Here is a 16,012-nt window from a genome sequence, read left to right as displayed (position 1 = left end):
ACGGCGCGCGTCTTGAAATTTTGGCTGGATTGGTCTTCACCTGCGGCATGAATGTGCATCAGTCGCTTACGGTGCCGGCGCCGCGTGAAGCCGTCGATCTTGTCATGAGGGATGGCGCCGTGATCCGACTGCGCCGCTACGGGCAGGCGGGCGCGACGCGTCTTGTGCTCAGCCATGGCAATGGTCTTGCCATCAATGCCTATCTGCCGTTCTGGCTGCCGCTGACGGATACTTACGATGTCGTGCTGTTCGACATCCGCAATCACGGCGAGAACATGCTCCATGATCCGGATGCGCATCGCTGGGAGAGTTTCTACGACGATTACGAGGAGATCTTTCACGGCATCAAAGCGCATTTCGGCGAGGCGCGCACAATCGGCGCGTTTCATTCTCTTTCGTCCATTGCGGCGCTGGAACACACATTGCGGCGTGGCAAGCGCTGGGACGGCCTGTGTCTGTTCGATCCGCCGATCCTGCCGCGCGAAGGTCATCCGCTCTATGCGATGCAGCTTGCGAATATGGAAGAGCATTCCGCCCGCGCGCTGCGGCGGCAGAGCACATTCGATTCCCCGGAGCAGCTTGCCAGCCAGTTTCGTCGCCGCTCGTCCTTCGGCCGCTGGGTGCCAGGCGCTGCGGCTCTGCTGGCGCGGCACACGTTGCGCCCGACGGATGATGGGCGCTGGAGCTTGTGCTGTCCGCCCGAGCTTGAGGCGCGGATCTTCCGCGACAATGTCGATCCGACGCAATACACGCGCCTGAAGGACGTGCCGGTGCCATTCATGATCATCGCCGGCGATCCGAATTCGCCGCATGCAAGCCCCGCGGCCTTCACCGCCAGGGCGGCGCATGGGGAAATGGGCATCGATTATGCGATGGTGCCGAACACCACGCACTTCCTGCAACTGGAAGAACCGCAGGCCTGCCGCGATCTGGTGATCGATTTTATGCGCCGACACGGGCTCGACTGAGCGCACCCGCTTTCAATCAGCGCGGCGTTGTCGCCTTGGCAGTGCGTGTCATGTTCTGTGCGCAGAATTTATCGACCGCCTCGGTCACGGCGCCGGCAATCTGCAGCTGGTGCTCTTCTTTCCCCATCAGCAATTCCTCGTCGCGATTGACGATGGAGGCGGCTTCCAGCAGCACGGCCGGCGTCTGCGGGGTTCGAAGGATTACGAGCTGGTCGAAGCGATAGACGCCGTTCTCCGCATCAAGCAGCATGCGCCGCCGCGAACCCATGAAGCTTTCCGTATAGTGCGGCGTGTATTGCATCCCGCGCGCCTTTAGCCGCCCGCCGAGCAATTGTGCGAAGGCGAGGCTTCGCTGATAGTTCACATTGTCCTTCGAAACGAAGATCGAGTGGCCCTTGAAGCGGTCGCTGTATTCGAGATCCTTACCCTCGTAATTCCATTTCGACTTGAAGACCTGTGGGACGGAATCGTGATGGATCGACAGCAACAGATCCGCCGACATCGCGTTCGCTTGCGAAACCCTGCGCACAAGGCTTGGGATGGCCTCGCCGGTGCCGAGCAGCAGCGTGGTGCGGACAAAGCCTGCCTCTTCAAGCTTGTGCTTGATGACGTTCGCGAGACGCAGATTGAAATTATATTCGGTGTCGCCGCGTGCGCTGATCGCGCCCGGGATTTCCGGGGTATGACCGACATCGAGAATCAGGTGGAACTTGCTGGCGTCGCATTGCGGCGCAGGAGGCGTGGTTTTTGGCTGGGCGTTCGCCGGCGCGGCGCAGACAGCCGACACCAGCAGCGCAACGGCGTGGAAGCGTAAACGCCGAACAAAATCGCTATTTGTGATCATGAATGATGGAATCTAATCGGTAAGACAGCCCCGTCTGCCATCGGGCAATCTAGGGTCCAAAGTCGCTCCACGGCAAGCCGTTGCCGCGCGTTTATGTCATTTCTGAGCCGGGAAGTACCGCGGGAGGGTATAGGAATTTATACCAAGTCGCTGGCGTTGATCTTCCGTCACGCCACCAAGAATCGCTTAAACTTTGCCCGCGATAATCGAAGCATCTTGCAAAGCATCTTGCCGCACGAACCACCCATGGCCTTTGTTTATGTCCTTGGCTGCTCCACGCCGCGTGGTCCGATCTCCTATGTCGGCTGGACCCTCGATATCGAGCGGCGGCTGAAACAGCATAATGCCGGCACCGGTGCGCGCACGACGCGAGGCAGGGCATGGGCGCTGCTGCATTCGGAAAGCTTCGAGACGCGTGAGGATGCAATGAGCCGCGAATGGCACCTCAAGCGTGACCGCAGGTTTCGCAAGGAATTGCTGACCGCTTTTGCCGCGGCTACTCCGCAGCAGCGCCTGGGAAAGCGTGTTCGATGAGCCGCTGCTGCACCGAATTCAGGTGCAGCCGCATCGTCTGTTCGGCCAGCGCGGCGTTGCGTTCGGCGATGGCGAGCACGATCTTGCGGTGGTCGGCCGCATAAGCGGCCTGATTGTTGATGCAATGGGCGGTCTCGCGTCCGTGCCGCCATGTGCCTTCCAGCGCCGTTTCCAGCATCGCATCGAAAATCGCGATCAGGAGCGGATTGCGCGCGGCGGCTGAAACGCGCCGGTGGAAGGCAGCATCGGCTTTCTCATAGGAGAGGGGATCTTTCGCATCGCGGCTGGCGTCGGCGGCTTCGAACAGGCGATCGATATCGCCTTTGGTCGCACGCAAGGCGGCAAGCCGCGCCTGCATCGGCTCGATGGCGAGCCGCGCTTCGAGCGTATCGACCGGATTGGTGAGACGCGACATTTCGTGGACGAGCGTTTCCTGCGCGTGCCGTGCGTCGGTCGCGAATGTGCCGCGGCCATGCTGTCGGCTGATGCGGCCTTCCGCTTCAAGCAATCCAAGCGCTTGCCGGAGCACGCGCCGGCTGACGCCCAGCGTTTCCGACAATTCGCGTTCCGACGGCAGACGGCCGGCGCCTAGCCGTCCGGGCCCGCTGAGACGGCCGCCATCGATGATCGCGCGGATGCGCTCTGCTGCATCGCGATAATGCAGCTTCGAGTCAGCGTGCGTTCCTGCATCGTTGCGTGTTGCCGTGCGCGCAACGGCGATGTCATGCGATGCCTGGGCCATGCGTTCCTCGTTCGTCAACGCAAAGACGCAGCGAAATTTGCCGCCGCCTTGGTCGTGGGATTGGATCATACCAATCCGTACCATTTCTGCCAACTGGTGCGAACAACGTGATTGACCGTCGAGGGGGCTTTGCTACGTTTTTGTGAACAAGCCCTGTCCATTTGGCGGAGACACAGATCATGAATGCGCCTGGCAACGTCCATCGCCTGCCGAACCGCGAGACCGCTCTGAAGTCGATGTATGATCAGATTTCAGCCAAAAGCATGTTCCCTTTCTGGGCACAATCGACCGACGTCACCAATGACGAGATCAAGCAGCTCATGGGTGGCAAGAAGGCCATCCCGTATCTGTGGCGCTGCGCGGAAGACATCGAACCAATCCTGAACCAGGCGGTCGAATTGATCACGATGGACGATTCCGAGCGCCGCTCGCTGGTCCTCGTCAATCCCGGCCTGGCGCCCAAGCGGGCGACGGTTTCGACGATGTACACCGCCTATCGTCTGAACGACGCCAACGAGATCATGCCGCCGCACAAGCACTCGCCAAGCGCGATCCGCTTCGGCCTGAAGGGCAAGGGCAATTTCACCGGCGTCGACGGCGAGGACGTGGTGTTCGGCCCTGGCGATATGGTGCTGACCCCGAACGACACCTGGCACAACCACGGCACCGTCGGCGGCGAGCAGGCGCTCAATCTCTCCGTGCTCGATTTCCCGCTGGTTGAGACCCTCAATGCCGTTCACTTCGACCACAACTACATGGAAGAAGAAAATGGCGTGATGGTGAAAAAGAAGCAGCAGACGCCGCGCTTCACCTCCGATTATTCGCAGCGCATCTACGGCTATGGCGGTCTGATGCCGCGTTTCGCCAGCAAGGAAAAGCGCGGCGCGGGCTTCTCCTCGCCGATGTTCGTCTACCGCTGGGACATGATGCGCGAATTGCTCGAGCGTCATAAGGACTGGGACGGCGATCCATACGAAGCCTTGATGGTCGAATATATCGACCCGACCTCGGGTGGGCCGGTGTTCAAGACCATCACCTTCTTCGCGCAGATGCTGCGCCCCGGCGAGCGCACGCGGCCGATCCGGCAGACCGGCAATCTTCTCGTTGCGCCGTTCGAAGGGCGCGGTCACTCGATCATCGACGGCGAGCGCTTCGACTGGAAGGAATTCGACACGCTGGCCGTGCCGGGCGGCACCTGGTGCGAACACGTCAACGACTCGGACAAGGATCCGGTGTTCCTGTTTGTCGCCAGCGACGAGCCGACCCTGAAGAAGCTCGACTTGTTCAAGAAGTGGGGTCGTGACAAGAACGACGAAATCGTTCAACTGGCTTGATGGCTGTCGTCATACAGCCCCGCTGGTAGGCGGGGCTGTTCCGTTGTTTGGCGCGAGGACGCTCGCGCCTGTTGCCAATAGGTGAAGTAGTGCTGTCGCGTTCGAATACGACACTGGTTTCGCATTTCGATTGTCCGGGCGGCGGGCAGGTGTGGGTCGAAGGCACGACGATGTATGTCGGGCACCAGCGCCCGACCAGCGGCACGACCATTGTCGATGTGTCGGACCCGGCCAATCCGCGGCATCTTGCGACCATCGAGGTTCCGGAAGGCTGGCATTCGCACAAGGTGCGGGTGTCGAACGGCATCATGGTCGTCAATCATGAGAAATTCGGCAAAGCCGGGCCGGATGAATTTGGCGGCGGCATTGCCATCTACGATGTGTCGAAGCCGAGCGATCCGAAGCTGATCACCAAATGGCTGACCAAGGGGGGTGGCGTTCACCGCTTCGATTTCGACGGCCGCTACGCTTACATCTCGCCGACCGCCGAAGGTTATGTCGGCAACATCGTCATGATCCTCGATCTGATCGATCCGGCGAAGCCGCAGGAAGTCGGCCGCTGGTGGATTCCAGGCCAATGGGTCGGCGGCGGCGAGCAATATCCATGGGATAACTGGGTGCCGCCGCGCTGCCATCACCCGCTGCGCGTCGGCGATCGGCTCTATGTCAGCTACTGGCATCACGGCTTCTTCATTCTCGACATTTCCGACATGTCGAAGCCGAAGGCGATTTCGGGCGTGAACACGAGCCCGGTTTATCCGCACCCGACGCACACCTGCCTGCGCATGCCGCAGAAGCTGCATGGCCGTGACATTCTCATTGTCGCCGATGAAGACGTGGCCAAGCTGTGGCCGGCGGCGCCGTCCTTCACCTGGGTCTATGACATCACCAACGAGCAGATGCCGGTATCGATCGCGACATGGCAAGTGCCGGGTCTCGATCCCGATGGCGCGCCGCAGGAGCCGATGACCGGCTGCCATCAGCCGTCCGAGCGTTTCCACGGCACAGTCGTTCCGTTCGCCTGGTTCGCGCAGGGCCTGCGCCTTGTGGATTTCGCCGATCCGTTCAATCCGCGCGAGGTCGGGCATTATCTGCCGGAGCCGGCGGCGGGCGCGGCGCGTCCGTCGTCGAACGACGTCACGACCGACGCGCGCGGCCACATCTATCTCGTCGATCGCGTCAACGGCGTCGACATCATCGAAACCAGCGCATTTTCCTAGAAGAGCCTGACCATGGACGACGTAACCAAGACCAAGCGTGCGGACGTTTACCCGATCGGCAAGAAGAACCCGAATTTGCCGTTCCATCCCGCCGTTCGTGCCGGCGATTACATCTTCGTATCGGGGCAGGTGGCCAAGGATGCCGACAACAACATGATCGAAGGTTCGATCGAGGTGGAAACCCGCGCGACCATCGAAACCATCGAACGCATTCTCGCGCATGAGGGCGCGACCCTCGCCGATGTCGTTCGGGCCACGACCTATTTGCAGGACACGCGCGATTTCGGGCGCTACAACAAGGTGTTCGGCGAAATGTTCAAGGATGCGATCCTCGCCCGCACGACCGTCGAGGCGCGTGCGGTGATCAACACCAAGATCGAAATCGATTGCATTGCCTATAAACCGTTGAACAAGTAAGTGCGCCGCGACCGGGCGCGACACTGAAGGAGACCGACATCGTGATTAAATTGCTTGGCCGTTCGACCTCCGGCAACGTCCAGAAAGTTCTCTTCATGCTGGAAGAGATCGGCGTGAAATACACGCGCGAGGACTATGGCCGTCAGTTCAACAATACGACCACGCCGGAATACAAGAAGCTCAATCCGAACAGCAAGGTGCCGACGCTGATCGATGGCGAAACGGTGATCTGGGAATCCAACACGATCCTGCGCTATCTCGCCGCCCTGCATAAACCTGAGCTGACCGGCGCATCGCCGGCCGAGAAGACCCATGTCGAGCGCTGGATGGACTGGCTGCTCGCTTCGCTCAACACGCCGTATGTCGCTGTGTTCAAGGACGCGAAGAAGGAGGCCGCCGAACGCTCGGCCGATTTCGCCGCGCAAAGCGCCGATCTCGTCGCGCAACTGAAGATCCTGGAAGGCCACATTGCCGGAAAGTCCTATTTCGCGCTCGACAAGCTGACGCTCGCCGACATCGCGCTGGCGCCGATCGTCAAGCGCTGCCTCGGCTTCCCGATCGAACGGCCGGATCTGCCGGAACTGACCCGCTGGCAGCAATCAATCGACGCGCGGCCGGCTTTCGCCGTTGCCACCGGTGCAAAACCGAGCGCGCTCAACACGGCGGCATGATGCACGAAGACCGGCGGCGCCATGGCTTTTGAAGACAAATTCGAGACGCCGCCGGCCGCCGGCACTTCACACGTGTCGCGCATCGCCGTATCGGCGGTGCGCCTCCTTCTCGGTCTGGTTCTTATCGGGCTGGTGCTTCTCAATGTCGTCAATGCGCTGGCCCGGGCGACCGGGATCGTGGTGATCGGTGTCGACGAGGTGCTGGTCTTCGGCATGATCTGGATGGTGATGCTCGGCATGTTGCTGGTCACCGCCGATCGTGGCCACATCGCGCTGGAATTGCTGGCGACGCGCGTTGGCTCCCGGACTGCGCATGTGTTTTCGATCGTCACGCATACGGTGATGGCGGCATCCTGTGCCTATGCGGCTTATCAGTCGTTCCTGTTCGTGCAACGGGTGAATGCAGCTGGGCAGACCAGCATGGCGCTCGGCATGCCGATGCTGATCCCGCATTCGGCGTTGGTCGTCGGATTTGGCGGCACGGCATTGATTGCTGCGCTGCTGGTGATCAGCGATATTCAGGCGCTGATGTCGCAACCGCGATTGAAGGCAGCGCCATGATCTGGACCCTTGGCGCTGTTCCTGTCTCGCTGCTGGTGATCGGCACACCGATCTTCGCGCTGCTGCTCACAGGCGCTGTTCTCACCTTCATCTTCTATCTCACCGTTCCGTCGATCGCGCTGCACCAGATCATGTTCGGCGGTCTGGAGAATTATGCGCTGCTGGCGATTCCGTTCTTCATTTTCGCCGGCGAGTTGATGGGGGCAGCCGGCATCGCCGACAAGCTGATCGTCTGGGTGCTGGCGCTGATCGGCCGCATGCCCGGCAGTCTCGGCGTTGCGACGGTCGGCGCTTCGACTTTGATCGGCGCGATTTCCGGCGCCAGTGTCGCGACTGTCGCCGCCGTCGGCAAATCGCTTTATCCGGGCCTGATCCGTGACGGTTACGGGCCGCGGTTCGCGTCAGGCCTTGTCAGTTCCAGCGGCGCGATCGATATCCTGATCCCGCCGAGCATTGCCATGATCCTTTACGGCGCGGCGGCGGAGCAATCGATCCCGAAGCTGTTTGTCGCCGGTATTCTGCCGGGGATGCTCCTTGCATTGATGATGGCCGGCTTCGTTGTTGTTCGGGCGTTGCAGATGAACATCCCGCGCTCGGGGCGTTTCAATCTGCGGGAATTCCTCGCCACCACCTGGGGTGCGGCGCCAGCCCTGTTCATGCCGGTCTTCGTGCTGGCCAGCATCTATCTCGGTTTTGCATCGCCGACGGAGGCGGGCGGCTTCGCCTGTCTCTATGCGATGATTGTCGGACTTTACGTCTATCGCACGATGTCATGGAATGATGTGCTGGAGGCGGCGGCCCGCTCGGCGATGCTGACCGCGCAGATCCTCGTCATCGTCTGCACGGCCGCGTTATTCTCGTGGATCCTGACCATCAGCGGCATCCCGCAGGGTCTGACCAATTGGCTTCAGTCGCTCAACCTGGAGTCATGGGCGTTCCTGATGGCGATCAATGTCGGTCTCCTGATCGTCGGCTGTTTCCTCGATCCGACATCGGCCATTCTGGTGCTGACACCATTATTGATGCCGCTGGTGAAGACGGTCGGCATCGATCCGATCCATTTCGGAATCGTGATGACGGCGAATCTCGCCATCGGCATGTTCACGCCGCCATTCGGATTGAACATCTTTGTGGCACGGTCCGTGCTTGGCGTGCCGCTCGAGACCATCTATCGCGGCGTTCTGCCGTTCGCTGTCGTGCAGATCACGGCGCTTTTGATCATTACGTACTGGCCGGAACTATCGCTTATTCTGACGCGGGCACTTTGACATCTGGGAGGTTATGATGAGCTTTACGCGACGTACCATGATTGCCGCCGCTATGACTGCGGCTTTTGTTGCTGCACCCTATGCAGCATCGGCGCAAACGGTGATGAAACTCGCCAGCGCGACCATCAATGACGGACAACACGAGTGGCAGAAGCTGTTCGCCGAGGCGTTGAAGAAACGCGTCGGAGACAAGGTGAAGACCGAGATCTATCCCGCCAGCCAGCTCGGTGCGATCCCGCGCATGGCGGAGGGTGTTTCGCTCGGCACCATCGAGGCCTTCATCACGCCGACCGCGTTCGTCACTAATCTCGATCCGCGTTTCCAGATTTTCGATGTGCCGGGCCTGTTCAAGTCGCCGGAGCATCAATACGCGGTCATCCAGGATCCGGCCTATCGCGATCATCTCGAAACCATGTTCCTCGACAAGGGTCTGCGGGTGATCGGCGCGATCTATAACAGCCCGACTGTGATCCTTTTGAAGAAGCCGGGCACGACGCTCGAAGCGATGAAGGGTATGAAGGTTCGCACCTTCGCATCGCCTTTGCAGGTCGAGCCGATGAAGTCGATCGGCGTTATTCCGACGCCGCTTGCCTTGTCGGAGGTGATTCCGCAGCTTCAATCCGGCGGCCTCGATGGCATGCTGGCGGGCATGCCGATTTTGACGGCGTTCAAGTATTACGACGTCGCCAAATATGTCACCGACCTCAATTTCTCGCAGATCCTGTCGGTCAATCTTGTGAACGAGGCTTGGTTCAAGGCGCAGCCGAAGGACGTGCAGGACGCGATCCGCGCCGCCGGCCGCGAAGCCGAGCAGCAGGCTTTCCCCTGGGTAATCGCCAACAACAAGAAGGCCAATGAAGCATGGCTCGCCAACAAGGGCGAAATCCTGAAGCTTCCGGAGCAGGAGCAGGAGACGATGATGAAGAACTTCGTCGCGCTCGGCACCAAGATCGTCGATGCCAATGCGGCGACAAAGAAGGAATTCGACGTGCTCAAGAAAGTCGTCGATGCCAAGGCACCGAAGTAACACTCTCACCGCTCATCCCCGCGAAAGCGGGGATCCAGTGTTTTCAATTCTGGGTCCCCGCCGGAGCCTGTCATCGGGCCGCGCTTTGCGCGGACCCGTTGGCGGGGACGAACGGACTTGGTGACAGAAAAAGATGGTCACATCCGAATTCGACTACGTCATCGTTGGCGCCGGTTCGGCTGGCTGCACACTCGCCAATCGCCTGACCGAAGATGCGAACAATCGCGTCCTCGTGCTCGAAGCCGGCGGCTGGGACAACGATTTCTGGCTCAAGCTTCCGCTCGGCTGGGGCAAGGTCTATGGCGAGCGCCGCCACGACTGGCATTACGACACCGAACCGGAAACGCATGCGGGCAACCGCAAGATGGAAGTCGCGCGCGGCAAGGTGATCGGTGGCTCGTCATCGACCAATGCGATGGCCTATGTGCGCGGCAATCGCGGCGATTTCGATCGCTGGGCGGATAACGGCGCGCGCGGCTGGTCCTACAAGGATGTGCTGCCTTACTTCAAGAAACAGGAAAGCTGGGAAGGTGGCGAGACCGAGTATCGCGGCGGCAGCGGTCCGCTGACCACGCGCCGCTCCCGCTATGCCGATCCGCTGGTGGACGCTTATTTCGAGGCGGCAGGGCAGGCGGGTCACCCATTCAACGAAGACTATAACGGCGCCGAACAATACGGCCTTGCACGGATGCAGGCGACCATTCGCAATGGCCGGCGCTGCAGTACGTCCGTCGCCTATCTCCGTCCGGCGTTGCCGCGCGGTAATCTTACTGTTGAGGTCAATGCGCAGTCGACGCGCGTTGTGTTCGAAAACAATCGCGCTGTCGGTGTCGAATATCGGCAGAACGGTGAGACCAAGATCGCGCGTGCCGCGAAGGAAGTTCTGCTCTGCGGCGGCACCATCAATTCGCCGCAGCTCCTGATGCTGTCCGGCATTGGCGCGCCGGAGGAGCTTGCCGCTTTCAATATCCCGGTCACCGTCGCGCTGCCCGGCGTCGGCAAGAATATGCAGGATCACGTCGCCGCCCTTGTGATCTATGGCCGCAACGGCGGCGGTCCGGTCCAGAAGAATCTGCGTCTCGACCGGCTTGCCTGGCAACTTGCGCAGGGAGCGCTGTTCGGCACGGGCTTCACCACGGATCTGCCCGGCGGCATCATCGGCTTTCTCAAGACGCAATATGCGAATGCGTTGCCGGATGCGCAGCTTCTGTTCATCGCTGGCCCGCTTGGCGCCGCACCGTATCTGCCGCCATTCAAGGCGGCGTTCGAAGACACCTTTGCGACGCGTATAGTGGTGCTGCGACCTGATAGCCGCGGGACGATCTCGCTCGCGTCCGCCGATCCGCTCGCGCATCCGCATATCCGGCACAACTTGTTGTCGGCCGGCAATGACTGGAATGTGCTGAAGGCGGCGGTTGCGCTTTTTGGTGACGTTGCCAACCAGCCCGCGCTCAAGCCGTTCATCTCGCGGCAGATTGCGCCGGGCGCGAATATCAAGACCGACGAGCAATTCGAAACCTTCATCCGCAACACGGTGGTGACAACGCATCATCCTTGCGGCACCTGCAAGATGGGCGCGGATGATGACGAAACGGCTGTTGTCGATTCAAACCTGCGCGTGCGGGGGGCGGAGAATTTGCGGGTCGTCGATGCATCGGTTTTCCCGGATATCATCGGCGCCAATATTAACGCTGCGACAATCATGATCGCCGAGCGGGCGGCGGATTTGATCCGGGGGCAGGCGTAGCTGTTATTCCCGCGGCGCCTGCGGCGTGCCGTCGCCCCGGAATGACCGGGCCGCCCAAAAATACCGCTTGCTTGAACTCCGGTCTTTCGTCATTATCTGTCTTTGAAGCCACTCGCCCGGCACCCGCTGGAGAGGGCTTTTTGCTTTTGTGGGGCAAGGTCATGTCCACGAATAGAGACGGTCATATCCGTCTGACGTCGCACCCGGGTCATCGCACACCGGGACGTTTCCCGATCCGCTGGGGCGCTCCAACGGCGCGCGAACGCGGGCCAGTCATCGGCACAGTGAATGCAGGCCCGGACCGCAACGCCATTGGCGCGCATGGCGGTTCGTATGCTCTGTATCGGGCTTTAGCCGTATCGTCTGGCGCGCTCAACCCGATCGCGCGGCCGGATCTGCACGACACTTCGCCGGTGGTCGATATCGGACCGTTCCCGCAATGGGGCGAAGCCAAGAGCATCGTCTCGCTCGATCCCTGGGGCCACCGCGTCGCCGAGGATTTCAAGACCGAGATCGCCGAGGGCATCGATATCCGTCCGACCATCGCCATCACCAAGGCGCGGCTGACGGTGCCGGAATTCGACACCGTCGTCGGCAAGGGCCTTTTGAAAGTCGATGGCGACATCGTCCATGAATCCGGCGACGTTGCCGTCACCAAGGCGGCGATCGACCCGGTCTGGTATCTGCCCGGCATTGCCGAGCGCTTCGATGTCAGCGAGGATAAGCTGCGCCGCACATTGTTCGAGCAGACCGGCGGCATGTATCCGGAGCTGGTCACGCGTCCCGACATCTCGGTCTTCCTGCCGCCGATCGGTGGCATGACGCTGTATATCTTCGGCGATCCGGCATCGCTCGGCAATCCGAAGAAAACACTGGCTTGCCGCGTGCATGACGAATGCAACGGCTCGGACGTATTCGGCTCCGATATCTGCACTTGCCGGCCCTATCTCGTGCACGGCATCGCCGAATGTATCCGCGAGGCACAGAATGGTGGCGCAGGTCTCATCGTCTATAACCGCAAGGAAGGCCGCGCGCTCGGCGAGGTGACCAAGTTCCTCGTCTACAATGCGCGCAAGCGCCAGCCGGGCGGCGATCAGGCCGCGACCTATTTCGAACGCACCGAATGCGTCGCTGGTGTGCAGGACGCGCGCTTCCAGCAATTGATGCCGGATGTGCTGCACTGGCTCGGCATCACGCGCATCGACCGCTTCGTGTCCATGTCCAACATGAAATACGACGCGATCGTCGGCTCGGGGATCGATATCGTCGAGCGCATTCCGATCCCGGATGGACTGATCCCGGACGATGCGAAGGTCGAAATGGAAGCCAAGAAAGCCGCCGGTTATTTCACGCCGGAAGGTGCGCCGACGCCGGAAGAGCTGAAGGCGACGGTCGGCCGTAACCTTCGCGATTTCTGAGCGGCCTCATGCGATCCATCTCCGTTCATTCCCGCGCAAGCGGGAATCCAGTTCTTTTTTTAAGGCGATTGGTTGGGGCTCTGGGTCCCCGCTTTCGCGGGGACGAACGGGCATGACCAAGATCTCGGCTGCCGTCGATTCATTATTGTCCGCGAAAGCGGTGCGCGAACGGGCGCACGAGATGCTGGCGGCGGCGGAAGCGGGGCAGCTCTCGCATTTCACGCTGCACCTCGATCGCCTGGATGCCACCGCAGCGTTCGTCGCCAAGGTCATTCAGGAAAATTATCCATCGCTTGAAGTCCCGCTGCATGCGCGCTGGCGGCATTTCAAACTCGGCGGTGAAGATCTCTGGGCGCCGATCGACATCAAGACTCAATGGGCGGACAAAGCCGCGAGGGCGCGGGCTGCATTTGATCTCGCCATGGTTTCGGTGTTGCTCGATGCGGGGGCCGGACCGGACTGGCGTTATCGCGATGGCGCAACCGGTCTGCAGGTCGGCCGCTCCGAAGGCCTGGCGCTCGCCAGTCTGCGCATGTTCGAAACGGGTGCTTTTTCCGATGATGCCAAAGATCCGCTGCGTGCGGATGCAAAACGTCTCGCGGCCTTCACTGCGGACGATCTCGCCGTGGGATTTCAGGTACGCGACGGCAATCCGCTGACCGGTCTTGAGGGTCGGGCAGCGCTGATTGCACGGCTCGGGCAGGCGGCGCTCGACAATCCCGCCGTGTTTGCGATGCACGATCGCGCGCGGCCCGGCGGCTTGTTCGATGATGTTGCAGCCATTGCCGGCAGCGGCGCATCGCTGCCCGCGCCGCAGATCCTTCGCAGCGTGCTGCTTCATCTCGGGCCGATCTGGCCGGGCCGCATTTCGCTCGACGGCGTGTCGCTCGGCGATACCTGGCGGCATCCGGCGATCAAGCGAAGCGACGAAACCAACGGCCTGATCCCGTTCCACAAGCTGTCGCAATGGATGACCTACTCGCTGGTCGAGCCCTTGCAGGACGCGGGCGTGAAGGTCACCGATTTCGATGGACTGACCGGCCTTGCGGAATATCGCAACGGCGGCTTGTTCGTTGATGCCGGCGTCATCGCGCTGCGCGATCCCTCCGCCGCAACACGTGGCCATGAGCCCGGCTCCGAGCTCGTCGTCGAATGGCGCGCGTTGACAGTCGCGCTGCTCGACAAGATCGCGCTGCTGGTGCGTGACAAGCTTCATCTCGATGCTGCGCGTTTTCCGCTTGGTGCTGCGCTCGAGGGCGGCACATGGGCGGCGGGACGCCGCCTTGCCAACGAGAAGCGGCCGGGCGGTCCGCCGCCGATTCATGTTATCAGCGACGGCACGGTCTTTTGATAGTCATTGAGCATCGCTAATTTCGAGGATTGCCATGCGCGGCGTTACCATCGTCGATCATCCATTGGTGCAGCACAAGCTGACGCTGCTGCGCGACAAGAGCCGCTCGACCAAGGGCTTTCGCGAATTGTTCAGCGAGATCGGCACGCTGCTTTGCTATGAGGTCACGCGCGATCTGCCGCTGGAGATGACCGAGGTCGAGACGCCGTTCGCGACCATGCAATCGCCAAGACTCTCCGGCAAGAAGCTGGTGCTGGCGCCGATCGTGCGTGCAGGCATGGGATTTCTCGAAGGCATGCTCGAGCTCCTGCCGTCGGCGCGCGTTGCGCATATCGGTCTTTATCGCGATCCGCGCACGCTGGTAGCCGTCGAATATTTCTTCAAGGCGCCGGACGACATCGCCGAACGTCTCGTGCTGGTGCTGCATCCGATGCTGGCCACCGGCAACTCCGCCGTCGCCGCGCTCGACCGGCTGAAAGAAGCAGGCGCGAAGTCGCTCCGCATCGTTTGTCTCCTGGCAACGCCGCAAGGCATCGACAAGGTGCAGGGGCATCATCCCGACGTGCATATCTGGACCGCGGCGATCGACGAAGAACTCGATGCGTCGGGCTACATCGTTCCTGGCGTCGGCGATGTCGGCGACCGGATGTACGGGACCAAGTAGGCATCTGTTGGCCCATCAAACGCTTCGTTGACATAGCAATCACGCGGCCGCTACGTCCCGCTTCAAGACCGGGACAAGATGCATGAAGCTGCCGCTGGAAAATCTCGTCGTTGTCGAACTCGGCCATAGCGTCGCCGCTCCCGTTGCCGGGCTGATCCTCGCCGAACTCGGCGCGACGGTGGTGAAGGTCGAGAACCCGGACGGCGGCGATGATGCCCGCAACTGGGGCCCGCCGTTCCTGCACGGCGCCGCCGGAATGTTCCAGGCGATCAACCGCAACAAATGTTCGGTCGCGGCGGATCTGAAGGACGACGCGCAGCGCGAAACATTGCGACGCTATATCGTCGAGAAGGCTGATGTGGTGGTGCAGAACATGCGGCCAGGGCTGGTCGAGCGTTACGGCCTCGATGCTGCATCGTTGCGCAAGGACAAACCGGCGCTGGTCTATTGCAATCTGACAGCCTTCGGCGCCGACGGGCCGATGAAAAGCACGCCAGGCTACGATCCGCTGCTGCAGGCCTTCGGCGGCCTGATGAGTGTCACCGGCCACGAGGGTGCGGAGCCGGTGCGCACCGGGCCGTCGATCATCGATCAGGGCTCCGGCATGTGGGCGGTGATCGGCATCGTCACGGCATTGCTTCGCCGCAACCAGACGGGCGAGGGCTGCGAAGTGAACACCTCGCTGTTCGAAACCGCCTTGTCGTGGATGTGCATGCACACGGCGGCTTATCTTGCCTCCGGCCGCGTGCCGCGCCGCAGCGGCAGCGAGAATGGCGGCATGGCACCTTACAAGGCCTATGAAGCGAGCGACGGCTGGGTGGTGATCGCGGCCGCGAATGACAACCTGTTCCGGCGCTTCGCTGCAACGATCGGCCATCCCGAATGGGCCGACGATCCGGAGATGAACACCAACTCCAATCGCGTGCGAAACCGCGAGCGCGTCAATGCACTGGTTGCGGAGGTGATCCGCACCAAACCGCGTCAGCACTGGATCGATACATTGGCCGCCGTCTCCGTGCCATGCGCGCCGCTGCAATCGCTCGATGAAGTGTTGAACCATCCGCAGACCGAAGCGGTTGGCATGTTGCAACATTCGGCCGACGGCAAATTCCAGTTGATGGGGCTTCCGCTGCAATTCGACGGCGAGCGGCCGGACTTCCGCAAGAATCCGCCGGCGCTGGCGGAGGACAACGAATTGCTGTTTCCGCAAGGTCCGTCGCTGCGCTCTGCTAGCTGAGCCAAGCAA

16 protein-coding genes are annotated in these 16,012 nt (G+C 61.4%); 14 read left to right on the top strand and 2 right to left on the bottom strand.

Annotation, left to right across the window (positions count from 1 at the left end; all coding sequences use genetic code 11):
* Window positions 1-20 precede the first annotated feature (20 nt).
* Window positions 21-968: an alpha/beta fold hydrolase gene (locus CAK95_RS27245; RefSeq protein ID WP_157699764.1), complete on the top strand. Its 948-nt coding sequence runs from the start codon at window positions 21-23 to the stop codon at window positions 966-968.
* Between the two features lie 16 nt (window positions 969-984).
* On the opposite strand, the gene CAK95_RS27240 is transcribed toward CAK95_RS27245, so the two are convergent.
* Window positions 985-1,812, bottom strand: coding sequence for an N-acetylmuramoyl-L-alanine amidase family protein (locus CAK95_RS27240; protein ID WP_086090813.1), 828 nt, complete (start codon window positions 1,810-1,812; stop codon window positions 985-987).
* 246 nt (window positions 1,813-2,058) lie between these two features.
* Between CAK95_RS27240 and CAK95_RS27235 the strand changes: the two genes are divergently transcribed.
* Window positions 2,059-2,346: a GIY-YIG nuclease family protein gene (locus CAK95_RS27235; protein ID WP_183044189.1), complete on the top strand. Its 288-nt coding sequence runs from the start codon at window positions 2,059-2,061 to the stop codon at window positions 2,344-2,346.
* Here CAK95_RS27235 and CAK95_RS27230 read toward each other — a convergent pair.
* Window positions 2,309-3,088 carry a FadR/GntR family transcriptional regulator gene (locus CAK95_RS27230; RefSeq protein ID WP_183044188.1) on the bottom strand — a complete coding sequence of 260 codons (780 nt, stop codon included), beginning with the start codon at window positions 3,086-3,088 and terminating at the stop codon, window positions 2,309-2,311. The two genes, CAK95_RS27235 and CAK95_RS27230, sit on opposite strands and share 38 nt — an antisense overlap.
* A gap of 179 nt (window positions 3,089-3,267) precedes the next feature.
* Between CAK95_RS27230 and CAK95_RS27225 the strand changes: the two genes are divergently transcribed.
* The 12 genes from CAK95_RS27225 (at window position 3,268) to CAK95_RS27170 (ending at window position 16,003) form a co-directional block, all read left to right on the top strand.
* Complete coding sequence (locus CAK95_RS27225; RefSeq protein WP_086090810.1) at window positions 3,268-4,422, top strand: cupin domain-containing protein; 1,155 nt, start codon at window positions 3,268-3,270, stop codon at window positions 4,420-4,422.
* An 89-nt stretch (window positions 4,423-4,511) separates the two neighbouring features.
* Window positions 4,512-5,642, top strand: coding sequence for an LVIVD repeat-containing protein (locus tag CAK95_RS27220; RefSeq protein ID WP_086090809.1), 1,131 nt, complete (start codon window positions 4,512-4,514; stop codon window positions 5,640-5,642).
* Window positions 5,643-5,654: 12 nt separating this feature from the next.
* Window positions 5,655-6,059, top strand: a complete 405-nt coding sequence (locus CAK95_RS27215; RefSeq protein ID WP_086090808.1) for a RidA family protein — start codon at window positions 5,655-5,657, stop codon at window positions 6,057-6,059.
* 41 nt (window positions 6,060-6,100) lie between these two features.
* Window positions 6,101-6,730 carry a glutathione S-transferase family protein gene (locus CAK95_RS27210; RefSeq protein ID WP_086090807.1) on the top strand — a complete coding sequence of 210 codons (630 nt, stop codon included), beginning with the start codon at window positions 6,101-6,103 and terminating at the stop codon, window positions 6,728-6,730.
* 21 nt (window positions 6,731-6,751) lie between these two features.
* Window positions 6,752-7,291 carry a TRAP transporter small permease gene (locus tag CAK95_RS27205; RefSeq protein WP_086090806.1) on the top strand — a complete coding sequence of 180 codons (540 nt, stop codon included), beginning with the start codon at window positions 6,752-6,754 and terminating at the stop codon, window positions 7,289-7,291.
* Window positions 7,288-8,559 (top strand): TRAP transporter large permease, encoded by a 1,272-nt coding sequence (locus CAK95_RS27200; protein WP_086090805.1) that lies wholly within the window; start codon window positions 7,288-7,290, stop codon window positions 8,557-8,559. Before CAK95_RS27205 ends, CAK95_RS27200 begins: the two co-directional genes overlap by 4 nt.
* A 16-nt stretch (window positions 8,560-8,575) precedes the next feature.
* Window positions 8,576-9,586, top strand: coding sequence for a TRAP transporter substrate-binding protein (locus CAK95_RS27195; protein WP_245303541.1), 1,011 nt, complete (start codon window positions 8,576-8,578; stop codon window positions 9,584-9,586).
* A gap of 133 nt (window positions 9,587-9,719) precedes the next feature.
* Window positions 9,720-11,333 carry a GMC family oxidoreductase gene (locus CAK95_RS27190; RefSeq protein WP_086090803.1) on the top strand — a complete coding sequence of 538 codons (1,614 nt, stop codon included), beginning with the start codon at window positions 9,720-9,722 and terminating at the stop codon, window positions 11,331-11,333.
* A 161-nt stretch (window positions 11,334-11,494) separates the two neighbouring features.
* Window positions 11,495-12,751 carry a GTP cyclohydrolase II gene (locus CAK95_RS27185; protein ID WP_086090802.1) on the top strand — a complete coding sequence of 419 codons (1,257 nt, stop codon included), beginning with the start codon at window positions 11,495-11,497 and terminating at the stop codon, window positions 12,749-12,751.
* Between the two features lie 112 nt (window positions 12,752-12,863).
* Window positions 12,864-14,102, top strand: coding sequence for a URC4/urg3 family protein (locus tag CAK95_RS27180; protein WP_086090801.1), 1,239 nt, complete (start codon window positions 12,864-12,866; stop codon window positions 14,100-14,102).
* Between the two features lie 34 nt (window positions 14,103-14,136).
* Window positions 14,137-14,766: a uracil phosphoribosyltransferase gene (gene upp / locus CAK95_RS27175; RefSeq protein ID WP_086090800.1), complete on the top strand. Its 630-nt coding sequence runs from the start codon at window positions 14,137-14,139 to the stop codon at window positions 14,764-14,766.
* Window positions 14,767-14,848: 82 nt separating this feature from the next.
* Window positions 14,849-16,003, top strand: a complete 1,155-nt coding sequence (locus CAK95_RS27170; RefSeq protein ID WP_086090799.1) for a CaiB/BaiF CoA transferase family protein — start codon at window positions 14,849-14,851, stop codon at window positions 16,001-16,003.
* The last annotated feature ends 9 nt before the right edge of the window (window positions 16,004-16,012 follow it).

Origin of the sequence: Pseudorhodoplanes sinuspersici (assembly GCF_002119765.1) — a bacterium.
GTDB classification, from domain to species: Bacteria; Pseudomonadota; Alphaproteobacteria; order Rhizobiales; family Xanthobacteraceae; genus Pseudorhodoplanes; species Pseudorhodoplanes sinuspersici.
Note: the sequence above shows the minus strand (reverse complement) of the source record. Positions and strands in the feature narration are given on the sequence as shown.

Coding starts and splice junctions, on each gene's coding strand:
- CAK95_RS27185 (WP_086090802.1), top strand. CDS start 11,495: ATGTCCACGAATAGAGACGGTCATATCCGTCTGACGTCGCACCCGGGT.
- CAK95_RS27200 (WP_086090805.1), top strand. CDS start 7,288: ATGATCTGGACCCTTGGCGCTGTTCCTGTCTCGCTGCTGGTGATCGGC.
- CAK95_RS27180 (WP_086090801.1), top strand. CDS start 12,864: ATGACCAAGATCTCGGCTGCCGTCGATTCATTATTGTCCGCGAAAGCG.
- CAK95_RS27225 (WP_086090810.1), top strand. CDS start 3,268: ATGAATGCGCCTGGCAACGTCCATCGCCTGCCGAACCGCGAGACCGCT.
- CAK95_RS27235 (WP_183044189.1), top strand. CDS start 2,059: ATGGCCTTTGTTTATGTCCTTGGCTGCTCCACGCCGCGTGGTCCGATC.
- CAK95_RS27195 (WP_245303541.1), top strand. CDS start 8,576: ATGAGCTTTACGCGACGTACCATGATTGCCGCCGCTATGACTGCGGCT.
- upp (WP_086090800.1), top strand. CDS start 14,137: ATGCGCGGCGTTACCATCGTCGATCATCCATTGGTGCAGCACAAGCTG.
- CAK95_RS27215 (WP_086090808.1), top strand. CDS start 5,655: ATGGACGACGTAACCAAGACCAAGCGTGCGGACGTTTACCCGATCGGC.
- CAK95_RS27240 (WP_086090813.1), bottom strand. CDS start 1,812: ATGATCACAAATAGCGATTTTGTTCGGCGTTTACGCTTCCACGCCGTT.
- CAK95_RS27170 (WP_086090799.1), top strand. CDS start 14,849: ATGAAGCTGCCGCTGGAAAATCTCGTCGTTGTCGAACTCGGCCATAGC.
- CAK95_RS27205 (WP_086090806.1), top strand. CDS start 6,752: ATGGCTTTTGAAGACAAATTCGAGACGCCGCCGGCCGCCGGCACTTCA.
- CAK95_RS27190 (WP_086090803.1), top strand. CDS start 9,720: ATGGTCACATCCGAATTCGACTACGTCATCGTTGGCGCCGGTTCGGCT.
- CAK95_RS27230 (WP_183044188.1), bottom strand. CDS start 3,088: ATGGCCCAGGCATCGCATGACATCGCCGTTGCGCGCACGGCAACACGC.